Here is a 24,218-nt window from a genome sequence, read left to right on the forward strand (position 1 = left end):
AGAGCTACTCCGCAGCCGTGCCCTGTGTTGCCGTGCCGTGCGCCACGGCGTCCGGGTCCTTGTGGGCGAACCAGCGCTTGAAGCGCCGGGACAGCGCGTCGAGGTAGGTGAGGATCACGGGCACTACCAGAAGGGTGAGCAGGGTGGAGCTGATGAGGCCGCCGATCACCGCGTGGGCCATGGGTGCGCGCTGCTGCGCGCCCTCGCCGATGCCGAGCGCCAGCGGGATCATGCCGAAGATCATCGCCATGGTGGTCATGACGATGGGGCGCAGGCGGATGATGCCGGCCTCCACCACCGCGTCGCGCAGGTCCACCCCGCGGGCGCGGGCCTGGTTGGCGAAGTCGACCAGCAGGATCGCGTTCTTGGTCACCAGACCCATCAGCATGATGAATCCGATGGCGCTGAAGATGTTCAGGGTGGAGCCGGCGACCAGAAGCCCGAGGAACACCCCGACCAGCGACAGCGGCAGCGACATCATGATGGCGATGGGCTGGAGGAAGCTGCCGAACTGCGAGGCCAGGATCAGGTAGATCAGGATCACCGCCAGCAGCAGCGCCTGGGTGGCGTAGGCCGACGTCTCGGCGATGTCCTTGGTCGAGCCGCCGAAGACGATGCGGTAGCCGGGCGGCAGCTTGATCTCCGCGATGGCCGCCTGAAGCTCCTTGCCGGCGTCGCCGGCCGGGCGGCCCTGGACGTTGGCCTGGACGTTCACCTCGCGCGACAGGTCGCGGCGGTTGATCTGCGAGGCGCCGAGAGTCGTCTCGACCCGGCTGACCTGCGACAGCGGCACCATGCGCGGCGCCCCCTCGGCGTCGTTGGAGCCGGTCAGGTAGATGCGGTCGAGGTCGGCGCGGCCCACCCGGTCGCTTTCCGGCAGGCGGACCAGCACATCGTAGGTCTCGCCGTCCGGCGCCTTCCAGGTCGACACCTTGTCGCCGGCGAAGAGGGGCCGCAGCGTGTTCGCCACCTGCGCCGTGCCGACGCCGAGGTCGCTCGCCAGATCGCGCTCCAGCCGCACCGACAGGGTCGGCTTGGCGGCCTTCAGGCTGACGTCCACGTCCACGAAGCCGCGGATGCCAGCCATGGCGGCGGTCACCTGCTTGCCGATGCGGTCCAGCTCCGCGATGTCGCGGCCCTGGACGGACACCTGGATCTGCTTCTGCACACCGCCGACGCCGGGAATGCCGATGCCGATCTGGACGCCGGGGATCGCCGACAGCCGTTCGCGCAGCGGCGGGGCCAGCGTGTTGGGCGTGCGCGTCCGCTGGTCGATCGGCTTCAGCCGGACATAGACGCTGCCCCGGTTCTTGCCGACCGACGCGCCCGTGTTCACCGTAGAATAGGTGTACGCGACCTCTGGAAACTCGCGGATCGCCGCCTCCACCTGCCGCAGCTTGGCCGCTGTGTAGTCGAGCGACGAGCCGACCGGCGTTTCCACGTCGACGATGGATTCCCCGAGGTCGGCGGCGGGCACGAACTCCACGCCGATGCGCGGCACCAGGAAGAAGCTGCCGACGAAGATCCCCAGCGCCATCAGCAGGACCAGCCAGCGCCAGCGCAGCGCCCAGCGCAGTGTCCGGCCATAGACCCGAGCCAATGTGTCGAAAGCGCCCTGGAAGCCCGCCGCGAAGCGCCCGAAGACGCCGCGCCCGTGCCGCCCGTGGGCCGCCGGGTCGTACCACAGGCTGGACAGCATGGGGTCCAGGGTGAAGGACACGAACAGCGAGATCAGCACCGCCGCCGACACGGTGATGCCGAATTGCAGGAAGAAGCGCCCGATGATGCCGCCCATGAAGGCCACGGGCAGGAACACCGCCACAATGGTCAGCGTGGTCGCCAGGACCGCCAGACCGATCTCCTTGGTGCCGTCCAGCGCCGCCTGCCGGTGCCCCTGGCCCTTGCCGAGGTGGCGCATGATGTTCTCGCGCACCACGATGGCGTCGTCGATCAGAATGCCGATGGCCAGCGACAGCGCCATCAGCGTCATCGTGTTCAGGGTGAAACCGAAGGCCGCCAGCACGCCGAAGGTGCCCATCACCGCCACCGGCAGGGTCAGCGCGGTGATCACCGTGCTGCGCCAGGACCCCAGGAAGATCATCACGATGGCGATGGTCAGCACGCCGCCCTCGACCAGCGTGCGCTGCACGTTGCTCAGCGAGTTGGTGATGCCGCGCGAGGTGTCGCGCACCACCTCCAGGGCGACGTCGGAGGGCAGGGAGCCGTCGCGGCGCAGCTCGTCCAGCGCCTTGTAGAGGCCGCGAGCCACCTCCACCGTGTTGGAGCCCTGGATCTTCACCACGTCGACGGCCAGCGCCGGCTGCCCGTTGAACAGGGCGACGGAGTCCTGCTCCTCCTGGCCGTCCAGCACCTCGGCGACCTGGCGCAGCCGCACCGGCTCACCGCCGCGCCGCGTGACGATGATGTCGAGAAGCTCCCGCGGGTTGATGACGCGGCCATCGACCTGGACGACGCGCTCCGCCCCGTTGCCCGAGACGGTGCCGGCGGGAATGTCCTGGTTCTCGTCGCGGATCGCCTTGAGGACCTGATCGACCCCGACGCCCAGCGCTTCCAGCCGTTCGGGGCGCAGCCGCACCTGGACCTGCCGCTTGACCCCGCCGGCGATGGTCGCCCGGCCGACGCCGCGCACGTTCTGCAGGCGCTTCAGGACGATCTGGTCGGCCATGGTGGTCAGGTCGCGCAAGGACCGGATGTCCGACTTCACCGCCAGGGACAGGATGGGCTGGTCGTCCGGGTTGAAGCGGGTGATCTGCGGGTCCTTCACCTCGTCCCGGAACTTGGGGCGCAGGGCCGACACCTTCTCGCGCACGTCCTGCAACGCCTGGGTCGAGGCGGTCTTCAGGTCGAACTCGGCGATCACCACCGACTGGCTCTCGTAGGAGCGGGAGGTCAGCGTCTTGATGCCGGCGATGGTGTTGACCGCGTCCTCGACGGGACGGGTGACGTCGGTCTCGACCGATTCCGGGCTGGCGCCGGGATATTCGGTGGAGATGACGACCAGGGGGAAGTCCACGTCGGGAAACTGGTCGACGCCCAGCCGGTTGTAGGAGAACAGGCCCAGCACCATCAGCGCCACCATCATCATGGTGGCGAAGACGGGGTTGTCGACACTGATGCGGGTGATCGGCATGGTGCGGCGCGTTCCCTTATGAACCCATGACCGTGACGGCCCGCCCGGCGGTCAGGCCGGGCAGGGGGGCGGTCACCGCCAGGTCGCCGTCGGCCAGCCCGCGCACCTGCACGAGATCGCCGCGCGACCAGGCGCCCAGCACCTCGACCTTGCGGCGCTCCACCCGGCCTCCGGAGACGACGAGCACGAAGGTGCCGTCCTGGTCGTGGCGGACGGCCGCCGGGGGCAGGGCGAAGGCGCCCTCCACCTCGTCGACCATCGCGTCGCCCGCGGCGAACATGCCGCCGCGCAGGGCCCCGTCGGCGTTGTCGAGGACGATGTAGACGGGGATGGCGCGGGTGCCGGCGCGGGCCATCGGGTTGATGCGGGCGATCTGGCCGACGAAGTCGCGTTCGCCGAAGCCCTCGACGCGCAGCCGCACGGTCTGTCCGGGCTTCAGCCGGGCCACGTCGTCGGCGGGCACCGCCGCCTCGACCTCGACGCGGCTGAGGTCGACGACGGAGAACATCTTGGCGTTGACCGCCAGCGTCTCGCCGGGGTTGACCGCCCGCTCGGCCACCATTCCGTCGATCGGGCTCGCCACCACCGCGTCGCGCAGCGCCTTGCGGGCGAGGTCCACCTGGGCCTCCAGCGCCGCGACGGCAGCCTGCTGGAAGCGGAAGGTGCTCTGCGCCTGATCCATGTTGGTTTCCGACACGATGTCCTTCTGGCGCAGAGCCAGATTCTTGGCGCGGGTCTTGTCCGCCAGGACGAGCTGCGCCTTGGCGCCTTCCAGGTTGCTCAGCTTCTCGTCCAGCTTGGCCTGAAGCTCCACCGTGTCGAAGCGGGCCAGCACCTCGCCCTTCCGGACGGCCTGCCCCTCGCGCAGCGGCACCTCGACCAGCCGGGCGGCGACCTCCGACTTGACCATGGACTGCTCCATCGGCTTCACGGAGCCGCTGAGCCGCACCAGCTCGGTCAGGCGGCGCGGGGCCATGCGGGTCAGTTCGACGGGCGACAACTCCACCGCCCGCTCTGCCGGGGGCAGGTTGGCCGCGGCGGGGGAGACCGCGTCGTGGCTGCTCGTGGTCCTCCAGGCGACGCCGCCCGCGGCCAGAGCCCCGACGATCAGCAGGGGCAGCAGCAGGCGGCGCCGCGGCTTGGCGGCGGGACCATCGGAACGGGCGGCGTCGATCATGGGGTGCGGTCCTTGGGTTCGGCTCTCAGCCCGGCGAGGACGAGGTCGAGATAGGCGTCGAGGTAGGATTCGGCGGAGGCCGCGGCGGGATCCGGCTCGAAGGGCCGCAGCGAATGGTTCCACAGCGAGAGCATGCTGAGCGGGGCGGCGATGACGCGGGCCATCTGCTCGACATCGACGGGCCGGAACTCCCCGCGCTCGATGCCGCGGCGCAGGATGCGCGTGAAGAAGCGCCGCCCGCGCAGGACGACCTCCTCCATGTAGAAGCGGGCGAGGTCGGGGAAGTTCTGCGCCTCGGCGATGACCAGCTTCGACAGACCGGCGTTGGGGCTCTGCTCCATCTCCCAGAAGCCGCGGGCGAGGCCGCGCAGGAACTCCTCGCTGCTGCCGGTGAAGCTGTCCAGCAGGTCTTCGCCCATCTGGAACTGCGGCAGGATGGACTGCCGGACGACGGCTTTGAACAGCCCTTCCTTGTTCTCGAAATAGAGGTAGGGCAGCCCGACGCTGACGCCGGCCCTGCGGGCGACATGCTCCAGCTTGGTTGCGGCAAATCCGCGCGAGATGAACAGGTCGCGCGCCGCCTCGATCACCTCGGCGGGGCGGGCCTCCTTGCGCCGGGACCGGCGGGAGGGGGGAAGGGGAGAGCTGTCGGGCATCGGCATGCGGCTATAAATGAATGTTCATTCAATATGGACTGACCTTTGTAAAGTCAAGTGGTTGAGGGGGCTGCGGTGATCGGCCCTGCAAGTTTAGGGCGTGACAGGAATCGGTCTCTCGCCTGCCTTGGCAAAGATCGCAACAGTGTCGGCCGGGACAGAAAAAGGGCGAAAACGGATGAACAGCATTTACCTGAAAACCATTCCAAAGGGGCTATGAAAAAGGGAAAGACCGTGGAATCAGGACATTACACCCGCCTTGTTGCTTGACAGCAGGCACCATTACATCGCAAAGAGAGGGTAACGCTTTCGATCTTTGTGCAATCAGCACGGACCCCTCCTCGTGGCTTATCGTGACTTCACCGCGGCTCGCACCGCCGGTGCCGCCCTGATTCTCGCCCTCGGCTTGGCGGGTTGCGCCTCGAACGCTCCGGAAACGGCGGAGCTTGCCGTCAAGGCCCCGGAGGTGGCCGTCGTCCCGATTGATCCGAACGATCCGCTCGGCCGCTGGGTCCCCCACATGCGTGAGGCGTCGGAGCGGTTCGACGTGCCGGAGAAGTGGATCAGGGCCGTGATGATGCGCGAGAGCGGCGGGCGTTCCGTCGTGAACGGCCGCACCATCACCAGCCACGCCGGCGCCATCGGGCTGATGCAGGTGATGCCCGGCACCTACGATATGATGCGCACGCAATACGGGCTGGGCTCCGATCCGTCGGACCCGCGCGACAACATCCTGGCCGGCACCGCCTATCTGCGGGAGATGTACGACCTGTTCGGCGCGCCGGGCTTCGTCGCCGCCTACAATTGCGGCCCGGCCTGCTACGCCTCGCACCTCGCGGGCAAGCAGAGGCTGCCGCGCGAAACCCGGATGTACATCGCAGCCTTGACGCCAAATCTCCGCGGCGCGGCGCCGCGCGAGCCGTCGCAGGCGGCGGGCGCTAGTGCGATCGAGGTCGCCATCGTTCCGGCGAGCGCCCCCACGCCGCCGCCCGTGGCGGTGGCCGCCAAGCCCGCCGTCAAGCCGGCGGCTCCGGAGCCGGTGGCCGTCGCCGCGGTGGTTCCGGAACCGGTGGCGCCGGTGCCGCAGACCCCGGCCGCTCTCGCGCCGATCGCCGTGGCCGCCCTGGAACCCCGCCCGGCTCCGCTGGTGGTGGAGCCGAGTGGCCGTGGCGAAGCCCGTCCGCCCGCGGAATTCGTCGCCGCCACCGACCGGGATGCGCCGACCGCGGCCCGCTCCGGACGGACACCGTCGCGGACGGTGGAAACCCTGGTCGCCGAGGCGATGCTGCCGCCCCACGCGGTCGGCAAGGGGGAACGGGTGGTCATCCGCTTCGTGTCCCAGCGCAGCGGCGGCTGCGGCAGCCTGGAGGGCCGGGACCGCGTCTGCGTCGCTCTGGCCGGAGGGGAAGGCGCCGGCCTGTAACGGCCTCGTCCGCTTCCGTCTCACAGCATCGGCAACAACCAGAGGCGGCGCCCACCGGACGGTCGGGCGCCGTCTTCGGTTTTCCACAATAGCCTCACCCCCACATCCCCGAGCATATAGGTACTCAAACAATAAAGCCCCGGAGGAGCCGCCCAGTGCCGCCCATCCGGAAGAACGAAGAGTTCGGGGGAACGCTGCGGATGAGGTGTGGAGATGGTATCCGGTGCAGGTGAACGGGCAAAACGCTCGACCTTTCAAGTCGTTGTGGTGGATTGCCTGATTGCGGGCGTCGTGGTGGCCGCTTTGGCGGTGTTCGGCGGCATGACCGCCATGGAGGCGACGCGCATCGCCGACGGCAACGCCGAACTGGCGCAGCGGGTGGCCGAAAACCAGAGGATCGCGCTGGAGGCCGAGCGGCTCGCCAAGCTGGGCGAGGCGGTGATCGTCAGCGGCGACGAGGCGACGCGCGGCGACGCGCTGACCAGCCTGGACGCCCACGCCGCGCGGATGTCGGCCAACGCCGCGCCGGAGATCGCGCAGACCGTCGTCAAGGCGGTCGCGGCGAGCCGGGAGGCCGCGGCCATCGGTGCCAAGGTCGAGGCGCTGGACAAGAAGTTCGGTTTCAACATCAGCCGCGCGGAAAGCCTGTCGGGCGACATCGCCCGCGGCCTGTCGGCGGCGATGCGCGCGACCACGCAGCCGGCGGATGAGCAGGCGCTCGCCACGCTCTTCTCGACGATCCGCGACGCCAAGTTCCTGCTGACCCGCCTGCCGTCCCAGCTCTACCCGCCGGCCGTCGGCAACGACCTGCGCCAGTTCCGCGAGCACATGGCCAAGGCCATGGAGCTGCGCCGGCATCTGCCATCCGCCGACGAGTTCGAGAGTGTCGCCGACGACATCGCGTCCTTCGCCGCACTCGACGAGGCCTTCACGCAGCGCACCGAAACGTTGCGCCTGACCACCGACGCCCACGCCCACAACCAGGAGGTCCGGACGCTGGTCGACGGGCTGGTACAGGGGATGAACGCCGCCTCGGACGCGGTGACCGCGCGCAGTCAGGAGGGAGCGGCGGCGCTGACCGCGGTGCTCGACCGGCTGACGCTGATCGCGCTGGGTGCCTTCGTGCTGATCGGGCTGATCGGTGGCCTGAACATGCTGCTGGGGTACCGTTTCATCATGCAGCCGGTGCGCGACGCCAGCCGGGCGCTCCAGGCGCTGACCCGCGGCGAGGGCGCGGTGCCCCTGCGCCCCTCGCCCCTGCGCGAGATCGCCGACATCCACGGCGCGGTCGAGGCGTTCCGCGAGGCGCTGGACGCCCGCCAGCGGGCGGAGGAGACGCGCCGCGACCAGGAGCGCCGCGCCGAGGAGGAACGCCGCGCCCTGATGGCGAAACTGGCGGACGGGCTGGAGCGCACCGTCCAGGCGGTGGCCGGCTCCCTGTCCGTGGCGGCGGAGGAGGTCACCGGCTCCGCCCGCGCGGTGGCCGGCATGGCGTCGGACACCGCGCAGCGCACCCGCGCCGCCGCGGACGCCGCCGGCACGGCGACCAGCAACGTCGGCGCCGTGGCCTCGGCCAGCGAGCAGCTCTCCGCCTCCATCGACGGGATCGGGCGGCAGATCGCCCAGTCGCGCAGCGTGGCGGAGGACGCCGTCGCCGAATCCCGGCGCGCCGATGGCCTGACCAAGGGCCTGTCGGATTCCGCCCAGAAGATCGGCGAGGTGGTCGCCATCATCACCGCCATCGCCCAGCAGACCAACCTGCTGGCGCTCAACGCCAGCATCGAGGCGGCGCGGGCCGGCGACGCCGGCAAGGGCTTTGCCGTCGTCGCCACCGAGGTGAAGGCGCTCGCCTCCCAGACCGCCTCCTCGACGGAGGAGATCGCCACGCTGGTCCATGGCATCCAGCAATCGACCATGGGGGTGGTGGACGCCATCGCCCGCATCGGCTCCACCATTGGCGTCATCGGCGAGAGCGTGAGCGGCATCGCCGCGGCGGTCGAGCAGCAGCGCCAGGCCACCTCGGAGATCACCCACAACGTGCGCATCGTGGAGTGCATGAACACCGACGTGTCGTCCAACATCGGCGACGTCAGCCGGGTGGCGGTGGACACCGGGCGCTCCGCCGACGCCATGATGGGGGCGGCCGACCGCCTGTCGGAGCTGGCCGGCACCCTGAACGGCGCGGTGGACGATTTCCTGCGGCAGGTGCGGGCGTAAGCGCCGGTTCCCTGTTTTGTCCGTGTGCGCGGGGCGGGTGGCGTGCTAACAGGCGGAACGAGACCACGCCTGCCCCTCCGGACCCATGGAACTTCCCCCCTCGCTCCGCCACGCGGTGGACCGCGCGCTCGACGGCATCGCCCTGTCCGACCTGAAGCGCGCGGCGGACCGCCTCTCCCAACGCTACCGGGCGGAGGTGCGGGACGGGCGTTTCCACCTGTCGGACGATCTGGCGGCGCGGGCCTATCTCGCCACCCGCCTGCCGGCCACCTTCGCCGCCGTCCGCTCCAGCATGGAGGCGGTGGCCGAGGCGCTTCCCGACTTCGCGCCGGTCACCGCCCTGGACGTCGGGGCCGGGCCGGGAACAGCGCTTTGGGCGGCATCCGACTGCTGGGCCAGCCTGGACGATGCCCTGCTGATCGAGGGCAGCCCTGCCATCCGCGCGGTCGGCGAGACGCTGTCGCAAGCGGCGCCGGCGGCGCGAATCGCATGGCGGGCCGGCGACGCCACGGGTGACCTGCCTGGACTGGAACCGCGCGATCTGGTGACGCTGGCCTATGTGCTGGACGAACTGGCGGAGCCGGCGCGCGACCGGCTGGTCGACCGGTTGTGGTCGCTCACCGCCGGGACGCTGCTGATCGTGGAGCCCGGCACGCCGGCCGGCTGGGCGCGGATCATCCGGGCGCGGGAGCGGCTGGTCGCCGCCGGTGCCCATTTGGTGGCGCCCTGCGTGCATAGCGCTGCCTGTCCGCTGGCGGCACCGGACTGGTGCCATTTCTCCCGCCGGGTCGCCCGTTCCCGCCTGCATCGCATGGCCAAGGGGGCGGAGGTGCCATGGGAAGACGAGAAGTTCGTCTACATCGCCGCCTCCCGCCAGCCCGGTACCCGCCCCGAGGCCCGCATCATCGCACCGCCCTGGAGCGCCGGAAACGGACGCATCGGCTTCAAGCTCTGCGGCCGGGACGGCACCCGGACGGAGCGGATTCTCGGCAAGCGCGACGGCGCCGCCTTCAAGGCCGCGCGCCGGCTGGACTGGGGCGACGGCCTGTCCGCCCCGGACCAGCCGGAGTCCTAGACCCTACGCCACGCGCCGCCGCCGGCTCTCGCTGGCGCGGGACCGGCGTTCGCGCTCCAGCCGGCCGCGCAGGAAGGCCAGCACGGCGGCCTCCTCGGCCTCCAGTTCGGGAAGCTCCTCGCGCAGTTCGGTCTCGACCTCACGGGTCAGGGAGTCCAGCAGGTTGCCCTCCAGATAGGCGTCCAGAATCTCGGGATGGACGTAGCTCTTGCGGCAGACGCTGGCGGTGTTGCCGAGGCGGGCGGCCACCTGCTCGATGGCGTGGGTGACGTTGCGCTTGGCCTTGGCGGCGCTGTCGAAACTCTCGAACTCACGCAGCGCCATGGCGGCCAGAACGGTGCCGGCCCAGGTGCGGAAGTCCTTGGCGGTAAAGTCCTGGCCCGTGGCGGCGCGCAGATACTCGTTCACGTCGCCGGAACTCACCGCGTGGCGCTGCCCGTCGCGGTCGACATACTGGAACAACTCGTCCCCCGGCACGTCGCGGCAGGCGCGGACGACGCGGGCGAGGCGGCGGTCCTTCAGCGCGACGTTCCATTCCTTTCCGGATTTGCCCTTGAAGGTGAAACGGATTTCGGTCCCCTCGATGTCGGCGTGGTCGTCGCGCAGGGTGGTCAGGCCGTAGCTGCTGTTCTCCCGCGCGTAGCTTTCGTTGCCGACGCGGATCAGCGTGGTCTCCAGCAGCCGCACCACGGCGGCCAGCACCTTCTCGCGCGGCAGGCCACGGCGGGCGAGGTCGCCGTCCACCTGACGGCGGATGGCCGGCAGGGCGCGGCAGAAGTCGAGCATCCGCCCGAACTTCGTGCCCTCGCGCATCTCGGTCCAGCGCGGGTGGTAGCGGTACTGCTTGCGCCCGCGCGTGTCACGCCCCGTGGCCTGGAGATGGCCGTCCGGGTCCGGGCAGATCCAGACACCGCGGTAGGCCGGGGGAATCGCTAGCTTGCGGATGCGCTCCAGCGTGTCCTCCTCGGTCACCCGCGTGCCGTCGGGCCAGCGGTAGGAGAAGCCCTTGCCGGCGCGGCGCCGCCGGATGCCCGGCTCGTCGTCGCAGACGTAGCTCAGGCCGGCGCAGGCCGCGGCCTCCTCCGCGTCGGTGCGGGGATCGATGACCGTCACTCCGTCCATGCTGGAATCCCCATCGGTTGCCAGCCCTTCGGCTGCCAGCGGGAAACATCCGTGCCGGCTTTTGGTTGCATGGTTGCGGCGCGCACGCCGTTCGGCGACCATGGCCCCGGCCAAGCGACCCGCCGGCACCGAAGGGAAGAGGACGATGGACGAGATCAAGCTGACCGCCGCCCTGCCGAATCTGGACATCCAGATCCTGCACCGGGACGACCCGGAGCGTGGGTCCGAGACGATCGCCGTGCAGATCACCGCCACGCCCTCCTTCGACGCGCTGCGCGGGATGATGGGACCGGCGCTGCTGGCCTCGGCCAACCCGCTGCTCAACCCGGCCCTCGCCAATGCCAACCCGATGCTGGCCCTGTGGATGGCACCGATGCGGCTGTGGAGCGACGCGGTGCGGCAGGCCTGGGCGCCCTGGCTGCGCCTGACGCCATCGCCGGACGCTCGGAAGCCGTGACCAAAACCGGCTCGGTAACCGATCGTTAGGGCTATGGGGGGACCCTTTCCACAAGTCTGTTGTGGAGGGTCCTTATGTCCCAGGCGTCTTCGTGGCTGCGCGGTTCCGCGCTGTACCAGATCTATCCCCTCAGCTTTCTTGATGGAAACGGCGACGGCTGGGGTGATCTGGACGGCGTGCTGGACGGCCTCGGCCATGTGGCGTCGCTCGGCGTGCAGGGGGTGTGGATCAGCCCCTTCTACCCGTCGCCGCAGAAGGACTTCGGCTACGACATCACCGACCACCGGGCGGTCGACCCGCGCATGGGCCGGCTGGAGACGGTGGACCGCATCATCGAGGCGGCGCACGGCCACGGGCTGAAGGTGATCCTTGATCTGGTCTGCGGCCACACGTCGGACGCGCACCCCTGGTTCGGCGCCAGCCGCCGGTCGCGCGACGGAGAGTTCGCCGACTGGTACGTCTGGGCCGACCCGCGCCCTGATGGGACGCCGCCCAACAACTGGCTGTCGGTGTTCGGCGGTCCAGCCTGGACGTGGGAGCCGCGGCGGCGCCAGTATTATCTGCACCATTTCCTGTCCAGCCAGCCCGCCCTGAACCTGCACGACGAGGCGGTGCTCCAGGCGCTCGACGACACGGCGGCCTTCTGGCTGGAGCGTGGGGTGGACGGCTTCCGCATCGACGCGGTGGACTTCTTCGCCCACGACCCGCAACTGCGCTCCAACCCCGCGGCGGCCTGGGGCGGGGCGGAGCCGCCGGCCAAGCTGTTCGCCCTGCAACAGCATCTCTACGACATGATGCACCCGGCCATTCACACCGTGCTGGCCCGGCTGCGCGTCGTCGTGGATCGCTATCCCGACCGGGTGCTGCTGGGCGAGTTGTCGAGCCAGCCGGGCGCGGCGCGGCGCATCGCCGCCTATTGCGGGCCGCAGGGACTGCACGCCGCCTACACCCTGTCGCTGGCCAAGCAGCCCTTCACCGCGCAGAACTTCGCCGGGGCGCTGACCGGCACGCCGCAGCCGGAGGCGATCTGCTGGAGCTTCTCCAACCACGACGTCGAGCGCGCCGCCAGCCGCTGGCTGCCCCCCGGCGCCGATCCGGAGCGCTTCAACGCTCTGCTCGCCACCCTGTTCGCCACGCTTCCCGGCACCGTCTGCCTCTATCAGGGGGAGGAACTGGCGCTGCCGAACGCAGTGCTGGAGCCGGAGGATCTGCGCGACCCCTTCGGCATCGCCTATTGGCCCGACTTCCAGGGACGCGACGGCAGCCGCACGCCGATGCCCTGGCGGTCCGGCGTCGCCAATGCCGGTTTCTCAAGCGCGGTCGAGACCTGGCTGCCGGTGGCCGAAATTCACCACACCCTGGCGGTCGACGTGCAGGAACGGCGCCCCGGTAGCCCGCTCGACGTTTGGCGGAACGCCCTGCGGCTGCGCGGCCGCCATCCGGCGCTGACTCAGGGCAGCGTGGCGGCGGTGGAGGAGGCCGGCAGCGTGCTCGCCTTCGAGCGGACGGCCGAGGGCGAAAGCCTGTTGGCCGTCTTCAACCTGTCCGACCAGCCGGCGGAATACGCGCTGAAGCGCAAGCCGCTGATGGTTGCCCTCGACCTGCCGCGCCCGCCGGGAGCGTCGGTTCCCGAGATCAGCGCCGATGGGCGGACGCTGGTCCTGCCGCCTCTCGCCGCCTTCCTGGGGCGACGTGGTTGAGGCGCACACCTAATCCGTAGGGTCAGGGTAGACCTGTCATGCGCTTTTGTGCGATGAATCGGAACGAAAACGCTGCTTTGTTACAGTTGTGAAAATTCCCTCGCAACAAGTGGTCCGACGGGCCGCTTGAAACGAAAAGGGAAGGCGGAGTCCACGGGAGAAGAATCGTGAAAAGACGTGCGTTTCTGAAGTCGGCGGGTGCGGGCGCCGCGGCCGCGGGTGCGGGGCTGGCGGTCACCGGCGTGGCCGCGCCGGCCATTGCGCAGTCGCAGCCGGAAATCCAGTGGCGCCTGGCGTCGAGCTTCCCGAAGAGCACCGACATCCTGTTCGGCGCATCGGAGCTGATCGCCCGCCGCGTCGCCGAGAGCACGGACGGCAAGTTCCAGATCCGCGCCTTCCCGGGCGGTGAACTGGTGCCCGGCCTCCAGGTGCTCGACGCCGTGCAGAACGGTTCGGTCCAGTGCGGCCACACCTGCGGCTACTACTATGTCGGCAAGGACCCGACCTTCGCCTTCGACACGGCCATTCCGTTCGGCCCGAACGCGCGTCAGACCACTGCCTGGTTCCAGGCCGGGGGTCTGGAACTGATGCGCGCCTTCATGAAGAACTACAATGTCATTCAGTTTCCGGCGGGCAACACCGGCGCCCAGATGGGCGGCTGGTACCGCAAGGAAATCAAGACCGTCGAGGACTTCCAGGGGCTGAAGATCCGCATCGCCGGCATCACTGGTCAGATCATGTCGAAGATGGGCGCCACCCCGACCCAGATCGCCGGCGCGGATGTCTATCCGGCGCTGGAAAAGGGCACCATCGACGCGACCGAATTCGTCGGCCCCTACGACGACGAGCGTCTGGGCTTCCATCAGGTCGCCAAGTATTACTACTACCCGGGCTGGTGGGAAGGCGGGCCGAACGTCTCGCTCTACGTCAACCTGCAGGAATGGGAGAAGCTCCCCAAGGCGTACCAGTCGATCCTGACGGCAGCCTGCGCCGAGGCGAACACCTACATGATCGCCCGCTACGATGCGGAGAACGCAAAGGCCCTGAAGCGCCTGATCGCCAAGGGCACCTTGCTGCGCGGCTACCCGCGCGAACTGATGGAGCAGGCGCACAAGATCGCCTTCGAGTATTATGACGAGTTGGCGAAGACCAACCCGAATTTCAAGACGATCTACGAGAGTTGGAAGCCGTTCCTGGACGAGACCCAGCTCTGGTTCCGCGTCGCCGAGCTGCCCTACGACAACTTCATGGCGACGAACAGCTCCAAGAAGTAAAATCGTTTTTCTGAAAACAGGCCCCCAGCCGCGCCGCGGCTGGGGGCTTTTCTTTTGTTCGTCAGCCGACATCCTTCTGCGGCATCAGTTCCATCTGGCGTTTGGCACCGGGCCGGGTCAGCATGCGGCCATGCCACGCCTGGACGTTGGGGTAGGTGGCGATGTCGATGTTCGACTCCTCCACGAGGTCGATCCACGGGAAGGCGAAAATGTCGGCGATGGTGACCCGCTCACCCTCGATGAAGGTCCGCCCCGCCAGATGGCGGTCGAACTGGGCGAGCCCGCTGGCCGCTGCCGCGTCGATCCAGGGCAGGGCGTTGGCGTCGCCGTTGAACTTGCGCACCGCGCGGGCGCGCTGGACGGGCAGCAGCACGTCGGCCAGCCAGGACAGCCACTCCGCCAGCTTGACCTTCTCACGCTCGTCCCGCCCACCGAATTGGCCAGTCTTTTCCGCCAGATAAGTCAGGATGACGCCCGATTCGGAGATGCTGAGGTCCCCATGGACCAGGGTCGGTACCCGGCCGAAGCGATTGATGGCGAGATAATCCGCCGACTTCTGCTGGCCGCCGCGCAGGTCGACATGGCGGTAGGCGAAGGGTACCCCGGCCATCGACAGGAACAGGACGACGCGGGTGGCGGGCTGCGAGTTGACATTGCCGTAGACGGTGAATTCGGCGGACACGGTCGAAGAACCCTCCATGCTGATCGCGCTTGGCCGCGCGGATTGCCGAAAACCATGACCGCAAGCCCGACGGGACGCCAGAGCAAATCGCGGGGCGCGATGCCGCGGGGTGGGGAAGGGGGTTTCGCACCGCCTCATCCCTCCCACATGTTATCAGAGCGGAACCGGGGCCGAGCGCCCCGGAGCGAACGATGGGAGGATGGGGCATGCGCCGTGTGGCCGCAGGACTGTTGATCGGGCTGATCGCCGCCGCCGTGGCCGGAACGGCGGGCGCGCAGACACAGCAGGGCATGGCGCGGCACGGCATGGCGCTGTATGGCGAGCCCAAATATGGGCCGGACTTCCGGCATTTCGATTACGTCAACCCGGACGCCCCGAAGGGCGGCAAGGTGACCCTTCAGGCCATCGGCTCCTTCGACACGCTGAACCCCTTCACGTTGCGCGGGGTGCCCGCGGCGGGGGCGGCGCTGATCTACGACACGCTGATGACCGGGTCGGCGGACGAGCCCTTCACCGAATACGGCCTGCTCGCGGAAAGCGTGGAGATGCCGGAGGACCGCTCCTCCATCACCTTCAACCTGCGCTCCGGCGCGCGGTGGCACGACGGCAAGCCGGTCACCGCGGAGGACGTGGTGTTCTCCTTCACCATCCTGACGGAGAGCCATCCCTTCTACCGCAGCTATTACGGCGCGGTGGACAAGGTGGAGGCGGAGGGGGAGCGCCGCGTCCGCTTCACCTTCAAGCCGGGCGACAACCGCGAGCTTCCGATGATCGTCGGCCAGCTGCCCGTCCTGCCGAAGCATTATTGGGAGGGCAAGGACTTCCAGTCGACCACGCTGGAGCCACCGCTGGGCAGTGGTCCCTACCGCATCGCGTCCTTCGATCCGGGCCGCGGCATCACCTATGAGCGGGTTGCCGACTATTGGGGCCGGGACCTGCCGGTGAATGTCGGGCGGAACAATTTCGGCAGCATGGCCTACGAGTATTACCGCGACGCCAGCGTCGCCCTGCAGGCCTTCCGCGGCGGGCTGTACGACTTCCGCCAGGAAAATGTCGCCAAGACCTGGGCCACCGGCTACGACTTCGACGCCGTGCGCGACGGCAGGGTGGTGAAGGAGGAGATCGCCAACGAGGTGCCGGCGGGCATGCAGGGCTTCGTGTTCAACACGCGCCGCCCGGTCTTCGCGAACCCGAAGGTGCGCCAAGCCATCGCCTACGCCTTCGATTTCGAATGGACGAACCAGACCCTGTTCTACGGCGCCTACAAACGGACGGAGAGCTATTTCGAGAACTCGCCGCTCCAGTCCAGGGACCTGCCGCAGGGCCGCGAACTGGCGATCCTGGAGCCGCTGCGTGGGAAGGTGCCCGCCGAGGTCTTCGAGAAGACCTACCACCCGCCCAGCACGGAGGGCCAGAACGGGCTGCGCCGCAACCTCTTGGAGGCCAAGCGGCTGCTCGACGAGGCGGGGACCGACGTGCGCAACGGGGTGCGGGTCGACGTCGCGACCGGCAAGCCGCTGGACTTCGAAATCCTTCTGGACAGCCCGACCTTCGAGCGGGTGACGCTGCCCTTCATCGAGAATCTGAAGCGGCTCGGGATCCGCGCCAGCATCCGCACGGTGGACACAACCCAGTACGAGAACCGCACGCGTGACTTCGATTTCGACATGGTTGTCCATGTCTGGCCGCAGTCCCTGTCGCCGGGGAACGAGCAGACCGGCTATTGGGGATCGGCCTTCGCCGACCGTCCGGGAAGCCAGAACATGGCCGGTGTGCGCAGCGAGGCGGTCGATCATCTGATCGGCGAGATCGTCCGCGCCAACAGCCAGGAGGATTTGAAGGCTGCGGTGTCGGCCCTGGACCGGGTGCTGCTGTGGAACCATTACGTGGTGCCGCACTGGTACTCCGGCGTCTACCGTGTGGCCTATTGGAGCCGGTTGAAGCGCCCCGACACCGTGCCGCCCTATTCGATCTCCTTCGACGCCTGGTGGCTGTCGGACGCCTCGTCCGCCGGCCCTGGCAAAGCGCCGTGACGAAGCAGGACGGCTGCCATGAGTGTTCAATCACTGACCGCGACGCGGACCATCCTCGTCGTCGATGACAACGCCCTGATGCGCAAACTGCTGGTCCGTTGTCTGGAGGAGGGCGGTCATCGCGTTGTGGAGACGGACGATCCGCGGGGCGTGCTCGACCTGATGCGCGCGTTGAATCCCGATCTGGTGATCATGGACGTGGTGATGCCCGGCCTGTCCGGTGTCGAGCTGGTTCGGCTGATCCGCGCCGACCGGGCTTTGGCACGCACGCTGGTGGTAGCGGTGACCAATCTGTCCACACCTACGGACATGCTGCGCTTTTCCAACGCCGGTTTCGACGGGCACGTGCCCAAACCGATCCAGCCGAAGGACTTCCTGGCGACGATCACCCGCTATCTGGACGGCAAGGGGGAACGAATATGAAATCCCTTTAAAAACAGTCTATTAAGGAAATTTCATCAGGTATCACTCCAAAAATCAGAACGGCAGACTCTTTTATTTAGTAAGGTGAGGAAATGATCTCAGCCATCTGAAAAGAAACGATTTTCTCAACTCGCACAGTGGCATCGTCCGGTGCCCGCTCCTCAGTGACGAGCAGTCCATGCTAAAGTCCGGTCCTCCTTGCCCGTTCCGCCATTCAGCCCATGAAGGTCATCGCCGCCGTTCCGCTGTTGCTTGCGCTGCTGGCTGTGCCCGCGGCGGCGGACCCGATGCGGGTCGAGCGGACCGATCCCGGCCATCTGCGCGCCTTGAATCGCTCCTCGCTTCCCCCAGAGGTCATTCCGCCTCGCACCCGCTACGTGCGCAGCCAAGCGGTCTATAGCCTGCCAAAGGGGCTGGAGGGGTTCACCCGCTACGACGCCGCCTTGTCGCGCCTGTGCCAGCGCGGTGCCTTCGGGCAGGAGATGGACGGCTTCTACTGGGCGCGGACCCCGGACAAGCGTTACGGCGTCGCCTTCTCCGGTGGGGCGAACCTGTCGGACCCGCAGAACAAGCGGAAAACCGGAGAGGTGTATTTCTTCGACGGCCAGGACAGTCGCTGCAGCGTCTATGTCGGCGAACAGGCCAAGCTGATGCCGCACTACGTTGGTCCCTGAGAACGTTGGTCCCTGAGAACGTTGGTCCTTGAGAGCAAACGGAAAACGCCCCGCCGGGCGGTTATCTCCGGGCGGGGCGGTTGCGTTCGTCACTTCGCCATGAAGGCCGATATCGTATCTCCCGCCTTGGCGATGTTGGCGATGCCGTCGAGATGGCCGAGGCTGGTGGTGATCGCGTCGGTGTAGGTGACCGCGACGCCCTGCTTTTCGAGCCGCTCCTTCAGAGGGCGCATGGCGCGTTCCGGCGGGAAGACGAGGTCGTCGGCGGACGGGATCAGCAGGACCGGTGCCTTGATCTTCGCCAGCCCCTCGTCCAACGACCCGCCGCCACCCACCAGGAAGGTCTGGTTGGCCTTCACCAGATACAGGAAGTGGTTGGCGTCGCTGACCGCAGCGCGGGCGGCGGCGGCCTTGTCCAGCCACGCCTCGATGGCGTACTGGTTGTTCATGCTGGCGGCGGGGTCCTTGCCGTCCTCCGCCCAACCGCGGCCGAAGGTGGCGTCGGCCCATTTCCAATGGCGGGCGTGCAGTGTCACCAGTTTCAGCGCCTCGGTCAGCCCGGCCTTGGGCTCCGTCTTGCCGTAGTAATCGCCGCCCTGCCAGTTCGGATCGACGCGGATCGGGGCCGCCCACAGATTCAGCCAGCCGATCAGGAAGGGATCGGCTTCGGCCCCGCCGATCACCGCGACCACGCGCTTGACCATCTCCGGATGGGCGGCGCCCCATTCCAGCGCCTGGAGCGATCCCATGGACCCGCCCATCACCGCATGCAGAGACGTGACATTAAGGCTGTCCAGCAATGCCTTCTGAACGTTTACGAAATCGCGGATTGTGACGACCGGGAAGCTCATGCCGTAGGGTTTGCCGGTGTCCGGGTTGACGCTGGCCGGGCCTGTGGTGGTGACGGTCGGGTCCTTCGGCGACAGGTTCACCAGCGTGTCGGAGCTGACGATGAAGTATTTGTCGGTGTCCAGCGGCTTGCCCGGCCCAATGATGGAATCCCAATAGCCGGGGGCCGGGTCCTCCATCTTGTACTTGCCGGCGGCATGGCTGTTGCCGCTGAAGAAATGGGTGACGAGGATGACGTTGTCCTTGGCGTCGTTCAGCTTGCCGTAGCTTTCCCAGCCGATCCGGACGTTCTTGATCGTGCCGCCGCCCACCGTGGTGTAGGACGGCATCTCGAACACCTTCTTCTCCACGAGGCCTTCGAAGGCCAGGGCCGGCGCCGCGCAGAAGAGCCCGGCGGCCAGAACCAGACCGCCGAGCCGTTTCGCCAGAGAACGCATGTCGTCCCTCCCGTTTCTCAGGTCCCTATCGATGCGGGGAGGGAGTGTAAGAGGGTGCGGCTGCCCGTCCAGGCGGGCAATCGGCCTAAACGGTTGGGGGAACTCAGCCCAGCCGGACGGCGGTTCCGTTGATGGAAACCATCAGCATGCCGTTCTCCTTGCCCAGCACCTCGTAATCGATGTCCACGCCGACGATGGCGTCCGCGCCCAGCGCCCGCGCAGCGTCCTGCAGATCGGCGAAGGCGGCCTCTCGGGCGTCGCGCAGCGCGTTCTGGTAGCCGCCGGCCCGGCCGCCGACGATGTCGCGGATGCCGGAGAACAGGTCGCGGAACATGTTCACGCCTAAAATCGCCTCGCCCGCGACCATGCCCAGATATTGGGTGACGGGACGGCCTTCGACGGTGTCGGTGCTGGTGACGATCATCGCTTCCTCCGGATGTGGTTTCGCGCCCTCCAGATGGCGGCGTGCACGGCACGGCGCAATGGGTTGGGAAAGGGCGCAGCCGGAGGGGAGGGGGGGCAACGCGATACTGCGAAATCGCAGCGCATCCTCGGCGAAATTGCGACATAAGCGAAGAAACCTTGCGCGTTCCGTCAACGTTCTCTCTTATAAGGCGCTCTTTCGGCGGGGAGGACGGCGGTATGGACGACACGCGGCGGGCGATCCTGCGCTGGATGACTGGTGTGATGGAGGCTCAGGGCTGGAGCGCCGGAGCCTGGGCGCGGCTGGCCGAGGTGACCCCGACCAACATCACCCGCTTCCTGCGCGACCCGGCGCGCGGCAGCGTTCCCAGCGCGGAAACCCTGGGCCGGTTGGCCCGTGTCGCCGGGTCGGAGCCGCGCTTCCTCGACGAGACCGCCTACACGCCGGTCGCTCGCGTACCGCTGCTGTCGGTCGAGCAGGTGCGCGCCTTCCTGGAACTGGGGCGGCGGGCGGGCGAATCCTTCATCGCCGCGGCGCTCAGCGGCGGCGCGCGGGGCATCGCCGTGGACCGCCCGGCCTCACGCCGCGCCTTCGCGCTGACCATCGCCTCTTCCAGCCTGAACGCCGCCGGCGTGCTGCCCGACGACTGCGTGGTGCTGGAGCCGTTGGACGTGCTGGCCCCGCAGGCCGGTGACGTGGTGGTTACGGTGGGCGACGGAACGGTGTGCGGATACCGCTTTTTCCCACCCCATCTGCTGCCAGTCAGCACCGACCCCGGTTGCCGCCCGACGCCCATCGAGCGCGCCAACGTCGCGGGGGTCGCGGTTCACATCACGCGCTTCCTGCGCGCCTGATCGCGCGTATTTGGCGGGAATCTGGGAGAAAAGCTGCCAATTCTGGCGGTGAAATTCTTTTCCATAACCCCCTTTGACTCCACGAATCCATAACCATCTGTGCCGAGTCGCCCGACTCGGTCACAGCGGGACCGCGGCTGCGCTGCATTCTACTTAGTTTTTTGAAAAGGTTCGAAGATTCGATCCTGCGGCCAAGCCGCAGGTTCTCTTTTTGTTCTTGAACCCTGCGTGTTCGCAGCCCATATTCACGATACGGCTTATGGTTAACGGCGATGGCGCTGCGAAGACGCATCGATTCGAAACCAGAGACGCAGAGAAACGGCTGGGGGCCGGCAGGGGAATGGCGATTACGGACGCGCAGCGCGCCGCACGGGCAGGGCGTATCGGGTCTTCCGACGCCACCCGCATCATGGCGGGCGACTGGCTGAGCCTGTGGCGCGAGAAGACAGGGCGGTCGTCGCCGGCCGACCTCGACCTCGTCGCCGCGGTGCAGATCGGCATTGCGACCGAACACCTGCATCCCCGCTTCGTGGAAAAGGCCACCGGCCTTCCCTGCGTGCCGGCGGAACGGACCTGGGTCCATCCGGAGCATGACTGGATGGTCGCCCACCCGGATTTCCTGACCTGGGAGGGCGACACGGACGGCGGCGCGCCGGACACGCTGCCCGACACTTTGGTGGAAGCGAAATTCACCGGCGGTTTTCAGACGGATGCGGAACTGGCTCAGCGCTACCACTGGCAGGTCCAGCACCAGCTGGTGGTCACCGGGCTGGACCGGGCCATGCTGTCCATTCTGCGCCCCACCGGCCACACGCTCGTCCGGGTGCCGCGACGGGAGGCGGATTGCGGGCGGCTGATGGCGACGCTGGATGCCTTCTGGTGGCACGTCGCCAACGATGTGGAGCCCGGCGATCCGCTGCCCGCGGAGGCGCCGTCCTACGAGACGCGTCGGGTGGTCGATATGGCCCGGCACAACCGCTTCGCCGCTCTGGCGGCGGAACTGGTCGACCGCCGCGCCGCCGCGCTCGCTGTCCGCGAGGCGGAGGCCGCCTTGAAGGCGCTGATGCCCGCCGACGCGCGCATCGCCTTCGTGGCGGGGGAGGAACCGGGCCGCGGCCTGTATCTCGCCCGCGACCGCGAGGGACGCCTGTCGTTGCGCTACGGCGCGCCGCCGCGGCGGGCGCTCGACACCGCCGAACCGTGGCAGCCGGCCACGGCCGATCCGTCCCCTGACCCGAGCCTGGACGCTGTGCTCAGCGGCGGCTGGGGTGAGGGGAGAGACGAACGCTACTGACCACAAGGGGAACCCGACGACCATGGGACGCATGAGCAAGACCGACACCGTTGCCGAAACCGAAAAGACCGTCAGCACGGCCGCTCCGAAGGTCGCGGGTTCCCAGACCGCCACCGTGGACCCCGCCGCCCCGGACCCCATGCATTTGTGGAACCGGCTGAAGCGGACCGACCCCAAGGCGACCAAGCCCTTCACCCGCTCCGGTGGCTTCCGCGGCACGCAGATCGACCCGACGTGGCGCCTGATGATGATGACCGAGGTGTTCGGTCCGGTCGGCAAGGGCTGGGGCTATGAGCAGATGGATTGGACCATCGCCGAGCGCATGATCTTCATCTGCGCCCGCGTCTGGTACCTCGACCCGGAGACGGGCGAGAAGTGCTGGACCGGGCCGCAGTGGGGCGGCACGGAGATGGTCCGCCGCCGCAACGGCATCGAGGCGCCCGACGACGAGTGCTTCAAGATGTCGATGACCGACGCGGTGGGCAAATGCCTCGTCCAGCTCGGCCTTGCCGCCGACGTCCATATGGGCCAGTTCGACGACAGCAAGTACCGGGAGGAGGCCGAGGCCTTCTACGCCGCCAAGTCCAACCCGGACCTGCAGCCGTCCGCCATCGCCGCCTTCGAGGAAGAGATCCGCAAGCGGCTCGGCGCCTGTCTGGACCTGGACGACCTGGAGGAGCTGTGGCGCACCGGCGCCGGCACCCGCCTGCGCGAGATCGGCACGGTGGACCGCACGGCCCAGCACCGCATCACCAGCCTGTTCGCCCAGAAGAAGGCGGAAATCCTGAAGCAAGACGACGATGAGGGCGGCGATCTGGAGGCCGCCTGAGCCACGCCATTCCCGCGGCGTGGAAGGGAGAAGTCCTGAATGACACCCGCAAGCACCACCACTGAACGTTCCCCAAGCGGCCTGTTCCGCATGAGCGCCTGGGAAGGCGAGATGGAGCGCAGCTATCCCCAGCTTCCGCGCTGGTACTGGAACGAGGCGGAACGCCGCAAGCAGTATGCCCGCTGGGTCGAGGCGGAGGCGGAATCGCTGGCTCTGCGGCTGGCCGGGCTGCTCCGTCCCGACACCCCGGCAGACTCCGCCGGCCCGGCCCGCCTGCTGGTCGAATCGCTGGCCCGCGACGCCGAATGGGCGCGCAGCCTGGAAGACCGGCTGCTCCGCAACGCCGCGTGATCGAAAGGCCGCCTGATGTTTAAGAAGGATGCACGCGCCATGACCATCGAAGAGGTCCAGTCCCGGCTGCGCGCGGCCCACGCCCGCATCGGGCATGAGGGACGCTTCGCCCTGACCCTCACCTTGAACGGGACCGAGGACGGCTACATCACCCACTGGTTCCGCCCCGACCCGCACGCCTTCGAGGACTGCCGGGCGGTCGGTTCCGGTTCGATCGCCGAGTGCCTCGCCGCGCTCGACCGCTATGTGGAAACCTACCGGCGCCAGCCGACGACCGAGGAGGTCGGACGGACGATCGGCCTCCCCGACATGCCCCCGCGCACCCATCACGGCACGAGCTTTCTGATGGCCGCGGAGTGAGCGGGCAGGGCGCCTGCGATCATTTTGTCGGCTGACGATACCGTTCGCCATCCATAAACTGCGGCTTTCCCGAACAGCGGAGCCGCAGCCATGGATGGGTCCGTTCTTGCCCTTTTGAGCGTTCTCGGCGCCTTGGCCATCGGCGCCATCAGCCCCGGCCCCAGCTTTGTCTTGGTGGCACGCACCTCCATCGCCGTGTCGCGTGCCGCGGGTGTTGCCGCCGCCGTCGGCATGGGGGCCGGCGGCGTGGTCTTCGCCACCTTGGCCCTCCTCGGTCTGCACGCCCTGCTGACTCAGGTCGGGTGGCTCTATCTGACCCTGAAAGTCGCAGGCGGCCTCTATCTCGTCCATCTGGCGGTACGGATCTGGCGGGGAGCGGCGGAGCCGGTCCGCGTTCCGGATGCCGCCGCCAAGTCTCACGGCATCTTGCGCTCCTTCGGGATCGGGCTGGCGACGCAAATCAGCAATCCGAAGACCGCCATCGTCTACGCCAGCATCTTCGCCGCCCTTCTGCCGGCCTCGCCGCCGGCCTGGGTTCTGCTGGCCCTGCCGCCCGCCGTGTTCCTGGTCGAGACGGGTTGGTATGCCATCGTCGCCGTGGCTTTCTCCGCCGGCCGCCCCCGCGCCGCCTATCTGCGGTCCAAGGCGTGGATCGACCGGCTGGCGGCCTCGGTTATCGGCGCGCTGGGCATACGGTTGGTGATGGACGCGGCCAAGCCGTCCTGACGGCCAACCCTTCCGGCGGTGGCCGTCCCA

Annotated in this window: 22 protein-coding genes; 15 read left to right on the forward strand and 7 right to left on the reverse strand. The window is 68.3% G+C overall.

The genetic code is table 11. The features are described 5' to 3' along the window. Positions 1-4: 4 nt before the first annotated feature. The 3 genes from AMK58_RS17400 to AMK58_RS17410 are packed head-to-tail and all read right to left on the reverse strand — an operon-like array spanning position 5 to position 4,984. Entirely contained in the window at positions 5-3,151 is a 3,147-nt protein-coding gene (locus tag AMK58_RS17400) for an efflux RND transporter permease subunit (RefSeq protein WP_035676102.1), read from the reverse strand. Between the two features lie 16 nt (positions 3,152-3,167). Next, a complete protein-coding gene (locus AMK58_RS17405; protein WP_035676099.1) occupies positions 3,168-4,328 on the reverse strand; it encodes an efflux RND transporter periplasmic adaptor subunit in 1,161 nt (386 codons plus the stop codon). Further along, entirely contained in the window at positions 4,325-4,984 is a 660-nt protein-coding gene (locus AMK58_RS17410; protein ID WP_051140386.1) for a TetR/AcrR family transcriptional regulator, read from the reverse strand. Before AMK58_RS17410 ends, AMK58_RS17405 begins: the two co-directional genes overlap by 4 nt. Positions 4,985-5,327: 343 nt before the next feature. On the opposite strand from AMK58_RS17410, the gene AMK58_RS17415 reads away from it, so the two are divergent. From AMK58_RS17415 to AMK58_RS17425, 3 genes are all read left to right on the forward strand, one after another. Continuing rightward, a complete protein-coding gene (locus AMK58_RS17415) occupies positions 5,328-6,407 on the forward strand; it encodes a lytic transglycosylase domain-containing protein (protein ID WP_059399231.1) in 1,080 nt (359 codons plus the stop codon). A 267-nt stretch (positions 6,408-6,674) separates the two neighbouring features. Beyond that, positions 6,675-8,624 carry a methyl-accepting chemotaxis protein gene (locus tag AMK58_RS17420; RefSeq protein ID WP_236778287.1) on the forward strand — a complete coding sequence of 650 codons (1,950 nt, stop codon included), beginning with the start codon at positions 6,675-6,677 and terminating at the stop codon, positions 8,622-8,624. An 85-nt stretch (positions 8,625-8,709) separates the two neighbouring features. After that, positions 8,710-9,699: a small ribosomal subunit Rsm22 family protein gene (locus tag AMK58_RS17425; protein ID WP_035676082.1), complete on the forward strand. Its 990-nt coding sequence runs from the start codon at positions 8,710-8,712 to the stop codon at positions 9,697-9,699. Between the two features lie 3 nt (positions 9,700-9,702). Here AMK58_RS17425 and AMK58_RS17430 read toward each other — a convergent pair whose 3' ends face one another. Further along, entirely contained in the window at positions 9,703-10,821 is a 1,119-nt protein-coding gene (locus tag AMK58_RS17430) for a DNA topoisomerase IB (RefSeq protein ID WP_035676080.1), read from the reverse strand. Positions 10,822-10,966: 145 nt separating this feature from the next. On the opposite strand from AMK58_RS17430, the gene AMK58_RS17435 reads away from it, so the two are divergent. The 3 genes from AMK58_RS17435 (at position 10,967) to AMK58_RS17445 (ending at position 14,252) form a co-directional block, all read left to right on the forward strand. Next, positions 10,967-11,278 (forward strand): hypothetical protein, encoded by a 312-nt coding sequence (locus AMK58_RS17435; protein ID WP_035676078.1) that lies wholly within the window; start codon positions 10,967-10,969, stop codon positions 11,276-11,278. A gap of 74 nt (positions 11,279-11,352) precedes the next feature. Beyond that, positions 11,353-12,978, forward strand: a complete 1,626-nt coding sequence (locus AMK58_RS17440) for an alpha-glucosidase family protein (RefSeq protein WP_035676076.1) — start codon at positions 11,353-11,355, stop codon at positions 12,976-12,978. Between the two features lie 167 nt (positions 12,979-13,145). Next, positions 13,146-14,252 carry a TRAP transporter substrate-binding protein gene (locus AMK58_RS17445; protein ID WP_059399233.1) on the forward strand — a complete coding sequence of 369 codons (1,107 nt, stop codon included), beginning with the start codon at positions 13,146-13,148 and terminating at the stop codon, positions 14,250-14,252. A 61-nt stretch (positions 14,253-14,313) separates the two neighbouring features. On the opposite strand, the gene AMK58_RS17450 is transcribed toward AMK58_RS17445, so the two are convergent. After that, complete coding sequence (locus AMK58_RS17450; RefSeq protein WP_236778288.1) at positions 14,314-14,934, reverse strand: glutathione S-transferase family protein; 621 nt, start codon at positions 14,932-14,934, stop codon at positions 14,314-14,316. 206 nt (positions 14,935-15,140) lie between these two features. On the opposite strand from AMK58_RS17450, the gene AMK58_RS17455 reads away from it, so the two are divergent. From AMK58_RS17455 to AMK58_RS17465, 3 genes are all read left to right on the forward strand, one after another. After that, positions 15,141-16,967: an extracellular solute-binding protein gene (locus AMK58_RS17455; RefSeq protein WP_035676070.1), complete on the forward strand. Its 1,827-nt coding sequence runs from the start codon at positions 15,141-15,143 to the stop codon at positions 16,965-16,967. Positions 16,968-16,985: 18 nt separating this feature from the next. Further along, complete coding sequence (locus tag AMK58_RS17460; protein ID WP_035676067.1) at positions 16,986-17,390, forward strand: response regulator; 405 nt, start codon at positions 16,986-16,988, stop codon at positions 17,388-17,390. A gap of 221 nt (positions 17,391-17,611) precedes the next feature. After that, complete coding sequence (locus AMK58_RS17465) at positions 17,612-18,064, forward strand: hypothetical protein (protein WP_035676065.1); 453 nt, start codon at positions 17,612-17,614, stop codon at positions 18,062-18,064. 89 nt (positions 18,065-18,153) lie between these two features. Here the strand turns inward: AMK58_RS17465 and AMK58_RS17470 are convergent, their stop codons facing one another. Both AMK58_RS17470 and AMK58_RS17475 read right to left on the reverse strand, forming a co-directional pair. Beyond that, positions 18,154-19,350: an E22 family MetX-like putative esterase gene (locus tag AMK58_RS17470; protein WP_059399234.1), complete on the reverse strand. Its 1,197-nt coding sequence runs from the start codon at positions 19,348-19,350 to the stop codon at positions 18,154-18,156. A gap of 103 nt (positions 19,351-19,453) precedes the next feature. Then, positions 19,454-19,774 carry a heavy metal-binding domain-containing protein gene (locus AMK58_RS17475; protein ID WP_014197078.1) on the reverse strand — a complete coding sequence of 107 codons (321 nt, stop codon included), beginning with the start codon at positions 19,772-19,774 and terminating at the stop codon, positions 19,454-19,456. 218 nt (positions 19,775-19,992) lie between these two features. Here AMK58_RS17475 and AMK58_RS17480 point away from each other — a divergent pair, with 218 nt between their 5' ends. The 6 genes from AMK58_RS17480 (at position 19,993) to AMK58_RS17505 (ending at position 24,188) form a co-directional block, all read left to right on the forward strand. Next, a complete protein-coding gene (locus tag AMK58_RS17480) occupies positions 19,993-20,628 on the forward strand; it encodes a hypothetical protein (RefSeq protein ID WP_035676062.1) in 636 nt (211 codons plus the stop codon). A 340-nt stretch (positions 20,629-20,968) separates the two neighbouring features. Beyond that, the gene (locus AMK58_RS17485; protein ID WP_079284959.1) at positions 20,969-21,922 is read left to right on the forward strand and encodes a YqaJ viral recombinase family protein; all 954 of its coding nucleotides are present in this window, start codon (positions 20,969-20,971) and stop codon (positions 21,920-21,922) included. Positions 21,923-21,953: 31 nt separating this feature from the next. Continuing rightward, a complete protein-coding gene (locus AMK58_RS17490) occupies positions 21,954-22,751 on the forward strand; it encodes a hypothetical protein (protein ID WP_236778289.1) in 798 nt (265 codons plus the stop codon). 39 nt (positions 22,752-22,790) lie between these two features. Then, positions 22,791-23,102 (forward strand): hypothetical protein, encoded by a 312-nt coding sequence (locus AMK58_RS17495; protein WP_035676060.1) that lies wholly within the window; start codon positions 22,791-22,793, stop codon positions 23,100-23,102. A 39-nt stretch (positions 23,103-23,141) separates the two neighbouring features. Continuing rightward, the gene (locus AMK58_RS17500) at positions 23,142-23,462 is read left to right on the forward strand and encodes a hypothetical protein (protein ID WP_035676058.1); all 321 of its coding nucleotides are present in this window, start codon (positions 23,142-23,144) and stop codon (positions 23,460-23,462) included. A gap of 90 nt (positions 23,463-23,552) precedes the next feature. After that, positions 23,553-24,188 carry a LysE family translocator gene (locus AMK58_RS17505; RefSeq protein ID WP_035676055.1) on the forward strand — a complete coding sequence of 212 codons (636 nt, stop codon included), beginning with the start codon at positions 23,553-23,555 and terminating at the stop codon, positions 24,186-24,188. The last annotated feature ends 30 nt before the right edge of the window (positions 24,189-24,218 follow it).

It is taken from the genome of Azospirillum brasilense (genome assembly GCF_001315015.1).
Lineage (GTDB): Bacteria > Pseudomonadota > Alphaproteobacteria > Azospirillales > Azospirillaceae > Azospirillum > Azospirillum brasilense.